The organism is Proteus sp. Marseille-Q3619, from assembly GCF_965283115.1.
In genome coordinates, this window is record NZ_CBDIMP010000001.1 from 1,702,435 (window position 1) to 1,716,819 (window position 14,385).

Annotated in this window: 16 protein-coding genes and 1 pseudogene; 2 read left to right on the forward strand and 15 right to left on the reverse strand. The window is 31.0% G+C overall.

The features are described from left to right. Positions 1-143 precede the first annotated feature (143 nt). From ACWPWK_RS07695 to ACWPWK_RS07765, 15 genes and pseudogenes are all read right to left on the reverse strand, one after another. A complete protein-coding gene (locus tag ACWPWK_RS07695; RefSeq protein WP_109373254.1) occupies positions 144-1,202 on the reverse strand; it encodes an EscU/YscU/HrcU family type III secretion system export apparatus switch protein in 1,059 nt (352 codons plus the stop codon). After that, entirely contained in the window at positions 1,195-1,968 is a 774-nt protein-coding gene (sctT, locus tag ACWPWK_RS07700; protein ID WP_109373253.1) for a type III secretion system export apparatus subunit SctT, read from the reverse strand. Before sctT ends, ACWPWK_RS07695 begins: the two co-directional genes overlap by 8 nt. 5 nt (positions 1,969-1,973) lie before the next feature. Beyond that, complete coding sequence (gene sctS, locus ACWPWK_RS07705; protein ID WP_072069116.1) at positions 1,974-2,228, reverse strand: type III secretion system export apparatus subunit SctS; 255 nt, start codon at positions 2,226-2,228, stop codon at positions 1,974-1,976. Next, a complete protein-coding gene (locus tag ACWPWK_RS07710; RefSeq protein ID WP_109373252.1) occupies positions 2,228-2,887 on the reverse strand; it encodes an EscR/YscR/HrcR family type III secretion system export apparatus protein in 660 nt (219 codons plus the stop codon). Before ACWPWK_RS07710 ends, sctS begins: the two co-directional genes overlap by 1 nt. 4 nt (positions 2,888-2,891) lie before the next feature. After that, entirely contained in the window at positions 2,892-3,815 is a 924-nt protein-coding gene (locus ACWPWK_RS07715) for a FliM/FliN family flagellar motor switch protein (protein ID WP_109373251.1), read from the reverse strand. Beyond that, positions 3,812-4,303: a hypothetical protein gene (locus ACWPWK_RS07720; protein ID WP_454208653.1), complete on the reverse strand. Its 492-nt coding sequence runs from the start codon at positions 4,301-4,303 to the stop codon at positions 3,812-3,814. The genes ACWPWK_RS07715 and ACWPWK_RS07720 overlap by 4 nt, the downstream gene beginning before the upstream one ends. 50 nt (positions 4,304-4,353) lie before the next feature. Further along, positions 4,354-4,800 (reverse strand): hypothetical protein, encoded by a 447-nt coding sequence (locus tag ACWPWK_RS07725; RefSeq protein ID WP_454208655.1) that lies wholly within the window; start codon positions 4,798-4,800, stop codon positions 4,354-4,356. After that, positions 4,716-5,156: a hypothetical protein gene (locus tag ACWPWK_RS07730; RefSeq protein WP_454208657.1), complete on the reverse strand. Its 441-nt coding sequence runs from the start codon at positions 5,154-5,156 to the stop codon at positions 4,716-4,718. The genes ACWPWK_RS07725 and ACWPWK_RS07730 overlap by 85 nt, the downstream gene beginning before the upstream one ends. Then, positions 5,134-5,568, reverse strand: coding sequence for a type III secretion protein (locus ACWPWK_RS07735; RefSeq protein ID WP_244185054.1), 435 nt, complete (start codon positions 5,566-5,568; stop codon positions 5,134-5,136). Before ACWPWK_RS07735 ends, ACWPWK_RS07730 begins: the two co-directional genes overlap by 23 nt. Before the next feature lie 13 nt (positions 5,569-5,581). Continuing rightward, positions 5,582-6,883 carry a type III secretion system ATPase SctN gene (sctN, locus tag ACWPWK_RS07740; RefSeq protein ID WP_109373248.1) on the reverse strand — a complete coding sequence of 434 codons (1,302 nt, stop codon included), beginning with the start codon at positions 6,881-6,883 and terminating at the stop codon, positions 5,582-5,584. A gap of 3 nt (positions 6,884-6,886) precedes the next feature. Continuing rightward, positions 6,887-7,300: an InvB/SpaK family type III secretion system chaperone gene (locus tag ACWPWK_RS07745; protein ID WP_109373247.1), complete on the reverse strand. Its 414-nt coding sequence runs from the start codon at positions 7,298-7,300 to the stop codon at positions 6,887-6,889. 8 nt (positions 7,301-7,308) lie between these two features. Further along, positions 7,309-9,412: pseudogene (locus ACWPWK_RS07750) on the reverse strand (EscV/YscV/HrcV family type III secretion system export apparatus protein). 27 nt (positions 9,413-9,439) lie between these two features. Next, the gene (gene sctW, locus ACWPWK_RS07755) at positions 9,440-10,516 is read right to left on the reverse strand and encodes a type III secretion system gatekeeper subunit SctW (protein WP_109373245.1); all 1,077 of its coding nucleotides are present in this window, start codon (positions 10,514-10,516) and stop codon (positions 9,440-9,442) included. 4 nt (positions 10,517-10,520) lie between these two features. After that, positions 10,521-12,233, reverse strand: coding sequence for a type III secretion system outer membrane ring subunit SctC (sctC, locus tag ACWPWK_RS07760; protein WP_109373244.1), 1,713 nt, complete (start codon positions 12,231-12,233; stop codon positions 10,521-10,523). Next, the gene (locus ACWPWK_RS07765; RefSeq protein ID WP_109373243.1) at positions 12,217-12,972 is read right to left on the reverse strand and encodes a helix-turn-helix domain-containing protein; all 756 of its coding nucleotides are present in this window, start codon (positions 12,970-12,972) and stop codon (positions 12,217-12,219) included. The genes sctC and ACWPWK_RS07765 overlap by 17 nt, the downstream gene beginning before the upstream one ends. 296 nt (positions 12,973-13,268) lie before the next feature. Between ACWPWK_RS07765 and ACWPWK_RS07770 the strand changes: the two genes are divergently transcribed. After that, the gene (locus ACWPWK_RS07770; protein WP_454208661.1) at positions 13,269-13,649 is read left to right on the forward strand and encodes a hypothetical protein; all 381 of its coding nucleotides are present in this window, start codon (positions 13,269-13,271) and stop codon (positions 13,647-13,649) included. A gap of 335 nt (positions 13,650-13,984) precedes the next feature. Further along, a complete protein-coding gene (locus tag ACWPWK_RS07775; RefSeq protein WP_454208663.1) occupies positions 13,985-14,338 on the forward strand; it encodes a PrgH/EprH family type III secretion apparatus protein in 354 nt (117 codons plus the stop codon). Positions 14,339-14,385: the final 47 nt, after the last annotated feature.

The window sequence follows — 14,385 nt, forward strand, 5'->3', positions numbered from 1 at the left end:
CCTTTCATCTATGATGAATAATTAATAATGAAATTCTAATTTAACTATTAATTACTTGCTTTAATAAAACGCACGCCTATAATTATAAAAATAAATACATTATTTTTATAATTAAAATATATATACGCTAGATAGATTTATTACTAATTTATATAATCCATTTCTTCTCTTAATAATCCTTCAATTTCTATTTTCTTAAGCCAAATAAGAATATCCATAACATCTAATAAATCTTGATCTATCATTACATCAAATAAATGATATTTATGATAAATTTTTCTCGCCAGCTCAGGATAACGAACAACAGGTGTTCCCACTTTTTTAGCATAAGCTTTTACTGCCAATGCTTTATCATTAATACAGCTCAATGAAACTAAAGGCATAATGCCATTATCAGGATCGAAATAGATACCAACAGCCACATGGGTTGGATTGACAATAACGGCAGATGAATCTTGGATCACTTTTTTCATGGGTTCATCAAGCAATTCCTTATGGAACTGCCGACGAGTTGATTTTATTTCAGGATCACCTTCCATATTCTTATTTTCTTGTTTAACTTCATGTTTTTCCATCATCATATCTTTCATAAAGATAAAAAAATCAGCAATAATATTTAAAATAAGAATAGGTATTGAAAGAATAAAAAACACAAATACAAAATTAACGACGAGTGAACACCATTTATCAACAATAATATTTAAATTCGAGCGGTATAATATAAATATTTCCGCACCATGTAAAATAATAAAAACATAACAAGTAATTAAAAATATAACTATAAATAATAATGTTTTTAACAGATCTTTTATTGTTCTTATGCTAAATATTTTTTTAAATCCAGAGATTGGATTAATATGATTAATGTCAATTTTAATGGCTTCTGTCGCAAGCTTAAATCGTGAGCTAAATAAAGAAGGGATCGCACCAGATAAAAAAGCAACAACAAGTATAGGTAAAACAATATCAAAGAATAGTTTTGATATTACATCGACATAACTTTTTAACGTGATATTCGTTGGATGGAGTAAAAGTGATTGATAAAAACGACTAAATTCACTTAAATCAACTTGATGAAATAAATACATAACACCAATAAGATAAACAAGTCCTGATGTTAATTCTTTACTCTTAAAACTTTGCCCTTTTTTTGCAGAATCATCGAGTTTTTTCTGGGTAGGTTTTTCTGTTTTTTCAGCCATGATAAATACTCATAAAAATCGTATAAAAGTATCTATTATTAAAAAATTCATAAAGCTCTGTAGTCATTGCCGAAGTAAAGAAAAGAAGTAATGATATAAAGGCAATAATTCCTTTTATACATAATGATAATGAAAATGCATTTAGTTGAGGACAAAATAAAGAATAAACCCCCAATGCCACTTCGCTCAAAAACATAATAATCAGTACAGGTGAAACCAAAACAAGCGCAGTACGAACCATATTATTTAGCCAGTGCCCAATGAAAGAATAACCAATTTCTTTGTTAAAATAGCCAATGGGAAATACATCATAGCTATCTTTTATGGTACTCATCAATAAGGTTAGGCCACCTGTTGATAAAAAATAGGCAGCGCAAAATAAACCCGTTAATGAAGCAAACTCAGAAGACTCAATTCCCGTAGTTGGATTGATAGTATCCCCAATACTAGCGCCCCGTTGGTTATCCACAAACTCGCCAAATGCAGACGCAATCCAAAATGGAGTGGCAAAAAGAAGCCCAATTAAAACGCCAAGAAGTAATTCACTTAATAATATAATTTCCCATATATTTCTTACTTCATCTGTAATAATAATTCTGGGTCTAATCCCCATAGCAATATAAAAAATAATGATATATTTTAATAATTGGCTATTAAGAACACGACTGTTTAAAAAAGGAATAAAAAGAAAGATAGGAAATAATCTTGCAATAAGTAGAAAAAGATCAACTAAATAAGTCTGTATATACCCTAGCAGTATTAACATATTATTTATCCTGCAAATCCTAACGTCATCATCTCTTTTGCATACACTAATATTTTATCGCCCATCCACCCCATAGTCACTAATAAGCAAACAAAAACACCAACAAGTTTTACACCAAAAGGCAATGTCTGTTCTTGTATTTGTGTAATGGTCTGTAATAAACCAATCGCCAATCCAATGAATGTCGCAATGGCAATAGGTCCCGCTGAAAGTAATATCACTAAATAAACGGCTTTATTTGCCGCATAAACCATATCCATTACCTTACCGCCATGAGTTCAAGATATTGATTAATTAATCCTTTAGCTAAGAGAGTCCAACCATCCATAGCGATAAATAAAATTAATTTTAACGGCACTGATAATGTGACTGGGCTCATCATCATCATCCCCAACGCTAATAAAATACAAGAAACAACTAAATCAATAACAATAAAAGGTAGATAAAGATAAAAACCAATAATAAAAGCAGACTTTATTTCACTTAATGCATATGCGGGAAGCAGTGATAACAACGATTTTTCTATATTTTCTTTCTCGCCATAGCTATCAGGTCGATTTCCTTGTGCTTGTTCAAAAAAATCTAATAACTCAGGATCAGAATATTTGTACAAATATTGTTTATATTCCCCTAATGCATCGTCAGAAAATCGCTCAAAAGAATCAGGAGATGTTATATCAACAGGGTTTTCAATAAGATATTGATAGGTATTTTTTGCTATTGGTGTCATAACAAACAAAGCCATCATTAATGCAATCGCATTGAGTACCATATTAGAAGGCACTTGCTGAACACCTAAAGCATTACGAGTCATAACAAGTACGATAGAGAATTTTAAGTAGCAGGTTCCAGCAGCAATAATAAAGGGCGCTAATGTTGCTAGTGCTAACGTTAAAATGAGCGTTGTTGAGCTTTCCATATATTTAATCTTGCTGTAAAGGGGAACGTTGAATTTCTACAGCTAATCGCTCACCCACTTTAATTAATTCCCCTTGAGCAATAGCAACACCATTAACAACTAATGTAATTTGTCGCGAGGCATTATCAGGTAATATAATTTGTTGTCCTGGGGCTAGTTTTTCAATTTCTTCAATAGATAATACTTTACTTGCGAGTAAAAAAGACAAGGTGATAGGAATAGTACCAATTGATTTTAAATCCCCATTTTCTTGTGTCGCTGTGTTTGTATCAATATCGTCTATTGATGCTTCTTTCTCTACCTCATTAGTCGGTAACTTTTCATCTAAAACCACCGTGTTTTCTCCTTCTTGCCATTGATAACGCATCCATTTTTTTTCACCAATAATAAGTGAAGAATCAATGTTATCAATCAACACAATATCGCCCAAAGAAAGGGTTTTTAATAACGAAACAGATATTTTGCTATTACCGAGCTGGAATTGAGCAATAGCATTTATTTTATTTTTTGAGGACAACATCCATTCATAATGCCCCTCAAAAGAGCAAATAAATACATCTCCTATTGAGGTATTAACAACGGGATAACTAACTTTTTTTTGCTCTCCTAAACAGATATTGTCTACAGTTACTGACATCTCTTCTTTCGAAAAAGGAAACAATAATTGTGAACATCTCTGTGAGAATAGAACACGAAGATAAGCTTCTGGAATCGTTTCCCAATCTATTTTTTTTTCAGCATATAGGTTATCCATGACTTGGTTAACGGCAACAAGCCCTGTAAATAAACCTAATGTATTCTGACCTTTTATTTTAAAATAATAAGCAGATGCGATAGGTAATTGCGCTTCGTATAAAGAAGATAGAATTCTCATTGAATCGCTATTTTGATCCTGATTAATACTTTCTTTAACATCTGATAAGATCATTTTTCATCTTCTTTGTCATCGGAAGGATCAATTGCATTAATCTGCCAATGAGAATTATCATTTTCTAATGAAAGCGCTAATCGCCCTTGATATTGATTAAAATTGTCTAAAGAGGATTGATAAACGCGTCCAGTAGAAGCAATCAATTCGATCTTTTTATTAATATCAAAATTAACTTTCATCTGATGAAGCTCACTTCCCCATTTTTTAAAAACATAAGTAATACTAGGAGGTTGAGTCATCTTTGATACTTCTTTATAAAGAAGACTTAAAGCGGGTATATCAAGCAGTTTTTTATCTATTAATGGCTCTTGTATTGTCTGTTGATACTCTGGTTTTATATTATTGAACATAGATATATCATTAACTTCTTCTTGTACTTTTTTTTCATCCAATTTATCTATATTCAAATTTCGTTTTTCAGTATTAAATGAAAGACTATTTTTATTGGCTGAATGATCTGATTTTTCTCTGTCTCTTATACACATTGACGCTGCCGACGACGGAGAGAGTGTAGATCTCGGTGGTCGCCGTATCATTAAAAAAAAAAAAAGAGGAGGAGAGGGTGGAAAACGAGAAAATGAAAAATGAAGAGGAGGAAATGCAAAGAAAAAGAATGTATAGAGTTCTCTGTCTTGTTCTCTATGTCGTTTTCTACTTGTTTTTCATTGTTCTTGATAAGTTTATGAGTTTTAATTTTATTATCTATTTCTTCTACATTATGATTAATAACTTTATTTTTCTCTACACTCTTTACTTTCTGATTGACGACTTTCCTTTCATCAAGCAAACCTGCCCCATTAATATCTAATTTATTTTCGTTTTTGCCATCAGAAGCACCAATACCTATGTCTTTGCTTGATTTAAGATCATTCGTAACTTTTAAATTACTCTCTACCGTTATCTTATGAGAAACAGGTATTTTTTTACTTTCATGATTAGATAGTGATTTTTTTCTATTTTCACGTGCTTTGCATGAACGCAAATTTGTGAATATATTTTCCTTTGTGTTAATAATAATCCTTCTAAATTTAAAAAATCGGTTTCATCCTTTTTATCCTTTTTATCCTTTTCATCTTTAGCTTTTGTTTTATTGGAATTTATTTTTAGATGACTTTTTAGGTTAATATCATCCTTATGATTTAGATGATAAAAATCATCTAGTTTTTGTTTTATCTTACTGATATTTTCAGAAGAAACACTCTCATTATCAGACATTGATAATTCCAAATCAGCAGAAGAAAGTGATGATTTTTTAGAAAAAACAGACTTATTCTCACTATTTTTTTCATTAGATAAATTTGTATTCAAGATAACATTATCTGTCTTTATTAATATCATACAATACCATCTCCTGTATTTCGTTCTGTTCTAATCTTTCAATATATAACTCTTTCTCTAATGCTTTTCTTTCAAGATAAAGCTTCATTTTCTTTTGTTTTTTGATCACCACTTCCCTTTCTTTTTGTAACTTTAGGCTTCCTTTTTTTAATTTTTCTAATTGATACTCTATTTCCTTAATTTGAGTAATAGAAATATTCAATGACGCTAAGACAATAGCTTGTTTACGTTTTTGTTGATTTAACGAAAGAGTTGAATAATACCCCGCCCTTTCATACATAGGTATTTCATTTTCTAGCGCAGAAGCTAATAGCATTTGTTCTTTTTTCTTATCTTCTGCTTCTTTTATTAACTGTTGATTTTTTTGTTGCTCTCTTTCTATTCTTTGCTGGCGCTTAGCAATAGCATTCATCAACACCTGTTGATTAAGAGGTAAGCGCATAAAGTTGATTTAAAGTTTGTTGAAAATCGGCTTTTTCTTTAAAAGATTGAACAAGAAAAGCCTCTATTGCTGATTGTTTATTTACAGCAAGATCGTTTAATTCATTTTCACCTGCACGATATTCACCCACCTCTTGTAATAATTTAATATCCTGTAAACGCATCAATATTTGTCTTATTTTCAATGCTGCTTTTTGTTGCTCAACATGGGTTACTTGCTGAAAAATACGGCTTACACTGCCTAAAATATCAATCGCTGGATAATGACCCGAAGCGGCAATTTTTCGTGAAAGATAAATATGTCCATCTAAAATAGAACGAATTTCTTCTCCTATGGCATCAGGCTCATCATCACTTTCAAGCAAGACTGTGTAAAATGCCGTGATTGAACCTTTTTGGGTCACTCCAGGTCTTTCTAGGATCGCGGGCAATTTATCAAAAACAGAAGCGGGATAACCTTTGCGAACAGGAAGTTCGCCTGCCGTAAGAGCAACATCCCTTAAAGCTCGACAATAACGTGTCATTGAGTCAATAAATAATACGACATTCTTGCCTTGCTCTCGGAAATATTCAGCAACGGTCGTGGCAACTAATGCTGCGTTACAACGCTCTATTGCGGGCTGATCTGAGGTTGAGCAAATTAATACTGTTTTTTCGCATCGTTTATCTGCTTTTAATTCCTCGACAAACTCTGTGATTTCACGTCCTCTTTCACCAATTAACCCGATAACAAAAACATCGGCTTGAGAAAAACGGATAAACATATTCATAAGCATTGTTTTACCCGTTCCTGCACTGGCAAAAATTCCCATTCGTTGCCCTAACCCACAACTTAATAATCCATCCACGGCACGAACGCCTGATTCAAAAATTGTGGTGATAGGACGTCTTTCACTAAATAAGGGAGGATGACCATCAATAGGTAAATATGAATAGAAGTTTTCTTCTTCTATTTTTTTATTACTAAAACGTAATAAATAGTTACCTTTAATATCAATCATACTCCCTAAAACATTGGGGCTTAAAGCGACTGAAAAAGCATTCCCCGTCGGTACTACGATTATTTGCAAAGAATAACCTTGCGAACTTCCCATCATACTCAAAATCGTAATACCATTACGGAAACCAATCACGATAGCTTCACCAATAATTTGACCATTAATAATTGAATCTTTTAATAGACAAATTTCTCCAATAAATACATCACGCAGCGTAACTTCAAGAATATTACCTTGTATTCGCATAGGATGAGCCGCGTGATGAAATATTGAAAATGCGTTATTCATTTTTTACCCAATAAACTGTTGATGAACGCTATTCATCATTTGAAAATATTCATCAATCGCTTTTGCCATTGACTCACCATTTTGTAGAGCAATAGGCATAAATGAGGCTCGTAGTTCTAATTCAGATTCTACTTTCACTAAAGCAGGTTGCCCCGGATAAAAACTCTCCATTTGATTATTAATATTGGTTAATAATAATGATGTACTGCATTGTGATAATAAGTTTTCATCATATTCACCAAGCACAGACCAGATCATAGGAACCTCATCAACAACCAATAAATTAATATCAGGCATATCACCTAAACTAATTGTTATTGTTGAATGATTATCAACAGATTTTCCCTCAGGAAATAAATCATTGCGCCCAATTACATTCATAGCATCCATAATTAAACTTGCTAGATCAACAGACATAATTTCTCCTAAATAGATTGTAAAACGTTAATTTCAATGTCAGATGTAACTTCATCATAAGACAATACAGATAACTGTGGATATTGTGTTTCTATTAGTTTTTTAACAAATCGTCTTATATCTATTGCTGTTAAAAAAACATAATCTTGAATATATTTAATCTCATCAATAGCGGTAGATATTTTTTCTATTATCATATCAAGCTCTGCAGGTTCTAAATTTAAAAATGTCCCTGAAGAACTCTGCCTTATTCCACCACGAATAATCTCTTCTACATTATGAGATAAAATAATCACATCAAATTTTCCATCTTTTGAAAAAAAGTGGCTAATATAACGTGAAAGTAGTGAGCGGATATGTTCCGTTAAAAGCACAGGATCTTTTTCTTTACTTCCCCATTGTACTAATCCTCCAATAATTGTTTTTATATTTCTAATAGGGATCTTTTCTTGTACTAAACGTTGTAAAACATCATTAATTCGTTGAATAGAGACTTGTCTATAACACTCTTTTAACAGCTCTGGAGAATTTTCCTCTATTTTATCAAGGATATTTTTTGTCTCTTGTATTCCGAGGAATTCAACAATATTTAATGTAATCAAATTGGAGAATTTTCTATAGAAATAACTTTCTGGTAATTCTACTTTATAATTTAACGATGTTAATTTATCCGACTCATTTTTATTAACCCAATAATGGCTAATATCATCATCCTTAATTTCTAACATTTTAAAATCTAAAGAAAAAAGTTCATCATTGATTTTCAATATAAACAAAGGGAAAAGGACAATCAAATTCATCAGCCTTAACTTCGTTTATTAAAATAATGATTTTATTTTCATCAATTTTATCAGAGTAATGAATAACAATATCAGGAAGCAATACGCCATATTGTAAAATAAATTCTTTTTTCAACCATTTTTCGAAAACTAGTTTTGAAAGATACGCTTTCTTCTTTGAGGATACGGTAATAATTAAAGGTAATGTTTCTGCTTGAGATAAAGTAATGTTCTCAGTTAACAAACTATTTTCATCATCTAATTCATTTTTATTTGAAAATAGGTTTGAAATAATACCTTTTTTACTTTCAGGATCGGAAGCATTATCTTCATTTTTTTCATTCTCATTTTCTGTAGCGGCTTCTTTTTTCTTACCTTTCCATTGTTTTTTAAAGAAATAGCCTCCTAATATTACCGATAAAATAAGGAAAACAGGCGTTGGAAAGCCAGGTAAAAAGCCAATAACAAAAGCAAGGATGGCAGTCACTAATAATGCAAAATCTTGAGCAAGCAATTCATTCATAATGCTGAAACCAAGATTACTATTTTCACCACCAACACGCGTGACAATAAAACCCGCACTAATAGAAATCAGCAATGCAGGAATTTGAGCAACAAGCCCATCACCAATGGTCAAAAGTGTATAAGTATGTAACGCTTGTGAAATTGAGAGATCCATTTGCGCCATACCGACAGAAATTCCGCCAATTAAGTTAACAAAAATAATGACAATGCCAGCAATGGCATCACCTTTAATAAATTTCATTGCACCATCAAAAGAACCATATAATTGGCTTTCTTGGCCTAATTCTTTTCTTCTTATTTTTACTTCGTCATTAGTAATAATGCCGGATTTTAAATCAGCATCAATACTCATTTGTTTCCCTGGCATACCATCCAAAGAAAAGCGTGCCGCAACTTCTGCAACACGCTCAGAACCTTTAGTAATCACTAAAAATTGCACGATAGTGACAATAGAGAAAACAACAAAACCAACGACTAAATTTTCACCGATAACAAACTCACCAAATGACGTAATAATTTCACCCGCATCTGCATCTAACAATATTAATCGACTTGTACTAATAGAAAGAGCAAGCCGAAAAAGTGTCGTAATCAGTAATAATGCAGGAAAAGTCATAAAGTTTAATATTCTGGTAATATAAAATGAACTCATAAAGATAAGAAGAGAGATCGTAATATTCAACCCAATAAGGAAATCAACAATATACGTTGGCAAGGGTATAATTAACATCATAATAACCAAAATCATAACCGATAATACGATTAGCTCTGGTTTATTTTTTATTGCCAATAGGAATCTATAAATCATAGAAATTATCCATAAATTATTTTTTATTTATTTTCTTTGTTGATATTGTTCTAATCGGAGGTAATTATCTATAAGCTTTTGTATAATTATTTGGCATTCTTCTCTAAATTCATAAGATAAATATAATGATTCAGGATAATTATTGAATATCGTCTTTAGCCCTTGTAATAATTTCATTTTTATATTAACTAAATAATTCATCCATTGATTTTCTAAAAGAGAGACTAAATATTTTTCCATTTCCTCTGGAAATGTCATTCCATGAAAAACCAATTGATACAGTTCCTTATCTGTTATTGTATTTTTTAAATCTTGTTTTTCTAGTTTTTCTATATTGATTTCGATAAAACTACTTAAAGCCCGTAATTTATTAACACGGTCAAGGAAATAACCAAATTCTGAACTTTGAGAACAACTAGGCATTAATGATTGCATATCACAAATCAAGCTTTGTGTTAGAAAGCTCAAGATAATTGTACATTGTTTAATGTCATATTCTTCTATCCACATTTTAAAAAAATAAATAGGCTCAAAATCAAGGTTAATAAAACTACGATAAAGATTTCTTAATGCCGAAGCATTGAGAGAGAGTAACTTTGCAAATGTTTTAGCTTGAAGCGCAATATTAATACCGGCTCTAATTTGCTTTCCATTTTCACCCTCAAGCAAACGATTTATCTCATTCTCAATACCTGCATCTAATTGCGAACCTAGCTTTTTTTTTCTAAGTAATTCTCGTAAAACCATAACGAGATCACTTTCATCAGGGAACATTTTACGTAAATAGCTAAGCAATTCTTGCAAACTTCGCCCTGATTTTCTAAATAACATCATGACTTTATCAAGTTTTTTATCCGCGCCCTCTTCTGCAATATATAATGTACTTTGACCTCTATTTGCTTTTTTATCTAATGATTGACCAAAACGTTGAGAAAATAGTGTTGCAACCATAGACATATCATCAGATATCTCTATTAATTGATTTTGATAGTTTTGGCTTTCATTTATTTTTGGTTGTTTATACTCTGTTTCTTGTTGGCTTTTTTTACCAATACTATTGTTTGCCAAATTCGAAGACGTAAAGCTATTAATTGGCCCGATCATAGTGCTACCTCATAAAGGCTTGAAGCTGTTTTAATGCTTGAGATGTTTTTTTATCGATTGGTTGAAATGGATTCTCAATTAAAGATCCAAAATCTTCAGCATCCGTGTTTTCTAATAATCGAGGTTGCAGCATAAAAATACGGATCATTTTTTTATTATTATCAGACTCATATTTAAAAGCTCGACCAACTAAAGGGATAGCACTTAAAAAAGGAACTTTAGTTTCGGCTTTCACATTATCTTCTCGTGTATATCCACCAATTAATAAGCTTCCACCTTCCGAAACACGAGCAACAGTACTAATATTTGTACGGTTAATTACAGGTAATTTTTCAACACTTTCATCATCACCATTGTCGTCTTTTTTTTCTGCACCATCTTCAAGATTAATAATCATCTCAATATCTTTACTTGAATTACCAATACGTGGTAACACACTGATCATCGTGCCAAATGTTGTCGATTCTAATGAAGCAACGCGTTCACCTTTTATTTGAGTATAAAAAGTCGTGTTGTTATCAAAAATAGCGGGGGTATTTTCTTGTGTTAATAACATTGGGCGAGATACCATTTGCGCTTCACCATCTTCACTCAATGCTTTAATTTTTCCTAAAAAGTTAAAACCAGATGCAGCACTTAAACTTGCCGTATTAAAAAAGAAGCTGCCTTTACCCGAGTCATAACTTGCTTGCCAATTAACACCTAAACTATCTGCTTTATTTTTAGAAATATCGATTATCCATAACGACAATTCAACTTGTCTTTTGGGTTTATCTAATTGAGAAATGAGTGAATCGATTAATGCTAATCCTTCTCGGCTTGTCTTTACTAAAAGACTATTTGAACCCGGTAATGGCACTAATTCGACGTTATATTGCCCTATTTTAGTTATAATAGGCGCATTCGTTTCTTCAATACCATTTACCGCTTCATCGTATTTCTGACTATCGTTATTTTCTAGCGTTTTATGAGGTTCTACCGCTGTTCTTTCTATTCCTTTAGAGGGTATAAATAACTGCTGTAAAACAGAAGTAATACCCGGTAGCACCACTGTTTCACCGCGTAAGGTATAAGTTCTATCTTGTACAAAGGTATTTTTTAATGGAAATATCTGTACAAACTCATCACCATAGCGAGAACTCCCCACCGGTACTTGGTTATTGGTATTTTCATTAATTTTTTCTTGTACATCATTATCTAAAAACTCGGCTGCGGCTTTGACTAATTTAATATAAACAGGAGGCCCCGAAATATAAAAAGTACGTTGATCTTGACCTGCACGCAGTGGATAACGCTGATCATATAATCCTACATCTTGTAAATAGTCTTTTAGCTCGGCTAGACCTATATTTTTTACCTGAAAGAGTTCTTGTAATATCTCACTGCTCTCATAAATATAAATTGATTTTCCATCATTAAAATAGAGCAATGACAAACGTTTCACCATCAATTCAAATGCTTCTTCTGGTGAGGAAATATCAAAATTTCCAGTTACTCTTTCCTTTTTTACTGCATTACTCAGAATAAAAGGTTTATCTAATTTATCTGATAACACGAGAAAAAATTGTTCGACTCGTGTATCAACTGCAATAAAAACATCCGGTTTTTTCACCTGATGCGTGTAGATAACCTTTCCTTGCGCAGCTTGAATTTGAAAAGACAAACTGCAACAAAGTGCTAGCCCAATAACACAATAAATTTTATTTTTTATTTTCATAAAGATGTTGACCAATTCGACGAAATTCTGTTGGTGTAATACCAAATAACGTCTTAATTTCATTAGAGAAATGAGACGCGGAACTAAATCCATTATCGACTGCGATTTGTGTCAATGATTCATCGGTTGATAGCGTGGTTAAAATTGAAGACGCTGCACGCCATGAACGCAATTGGCTTTTTCCACAGTTACCTAAATAACGTTTACACAGTCGTCTAAAATGCGTACCTGATACTCCATATCGTTCTCCAATTTGTGCAATATTACTTTTCTTCTCATCTAAATAACTAATGAGATGCAAAATAAGCCAATAACTTTCACTGTGTCTTATTGTGACAAATAGAGGTTCTAATTGGCTTTCTGCTTTTATTGCTTCATTTATTAATACGTATTCTAGAGATTTATTAGTATCTTCTATATAAAAAATCTGCTGATTAATATCAAATTCAGATCCTATCGCTGTCATTTTTGAAAAATCACGAGCATAATCAATAAATGCCAATAATCTTGCACAAATAAAAAATGATCTTTTTTCAATTCGCCAAGACTGGTTTTCTGATTGGAAAATAACGTCATCACTTTTGGCATTATAAATAAAAGCCTTTCCTTTTATAATTTTGATCTTTTTTTCATCATATATTTTTATCGGATAATCATTCTTTAAAGGAATGCAAAAGAACAATGAATTACCTAACAATATATTTTTATCGCCGCTTATTTTTATATCATTTATCAACATGGTAAATACCTCTCGTTATACTTATCATAAAATTAAAAAGTAAAGATAATAAATTTTTAGTTAACTCATTTTTATGGTTTTGCTTTATATAATATTACAATAATATCACCTATTATTAACTATAAAAATGAATAACAAATTTTTTCCGTTTATTATTTAAAAAAAGTGGCAGTAATATATCAATACCCACTATCAAATAAAAAACATGTGCTTTTTTTTAAAAGAATTTTCATGCTCATTTGACTAAACTATATTTATATTATGAATTAATAACAATTTATCATTAGGCTAATTCCATGCTTTATTATATTTACATCCTCAGTGGCCCCTTAAAAGGAACTATTATTCCTCTACCACCCAATCGCTATTCATTATTCTTATACAATAAAGAATGCATTGAAAATAAAGAAGAAAATGATAAAACTATACTTTACATCCCTTGTGATAAACAGGAAGATGAGAAAAAGCTCGCTATTATACTTGATGAAGATAATAGTGAAAATAATAAATATAGAATTGAAAGTAGCTTAATACAAAAAGAAATCGATAAAGAATATCCGTTGGAAATCGATAGCCCAATATATAGCAATGATACGCCTATCTTTTTGATTAGTGATAAAAATGATTTATCTCTCGCATCATTTGATTTTAAAAAAAGAAAAAAACAGGCATCATAAATAAAAAAATTATTTTATTATTAACATTAATAACGCTATTCTTTATAGCATTAGTTTTTTATATAAAAAGACCGACAGAAGAAAAAATCATTCCAACTGTATCAAAAAGTTTAAATTTTAAAGGATATCAAGGAAAAAATGGATATTATTGCATTTATGATAATTTATACCCGACGTCAAAAATAGAAAGCGCATTAGAAAATAAAATTATCTATCTGGAGAAAGTAAAAAACTTATCTACCGGTAATAATCATCAAAAAGTACATATAATTTTTAAAGATAAATTCAAACCTATTGTTAGTTTTTTTTATCATAATGAAACTGAAAAATTAAAAATGATCAATAATATAAATTCTGATTTTTCAAAAAATTGCCAGCCAACCATTAAAGGAATATCAATACCTAACATGATTAATGATATAAATGAATTTGAGCTAACTAAAACAATAGGTTATACCATTGAAGAAAAAAATAACGGATTAACCTTTATTTTTGATGATGCATTGAATATCACTAACAAAGAAAAACTGGATACTTATATCAAAAAACAAACGGCCATTTTTGGCAGAAAATTTATTTTTTACCGTGAAAATATAAGTAATCCTATGTTGAAAAATAAAGCAACATTACAAGAAGATCATGGATATATCTTTCTTGATAACCAACATCGTTATTTTCCTCAAGGATAATAACGATATTTATAACCGATAATTTAGAATCAATCTTAGAGGAATAC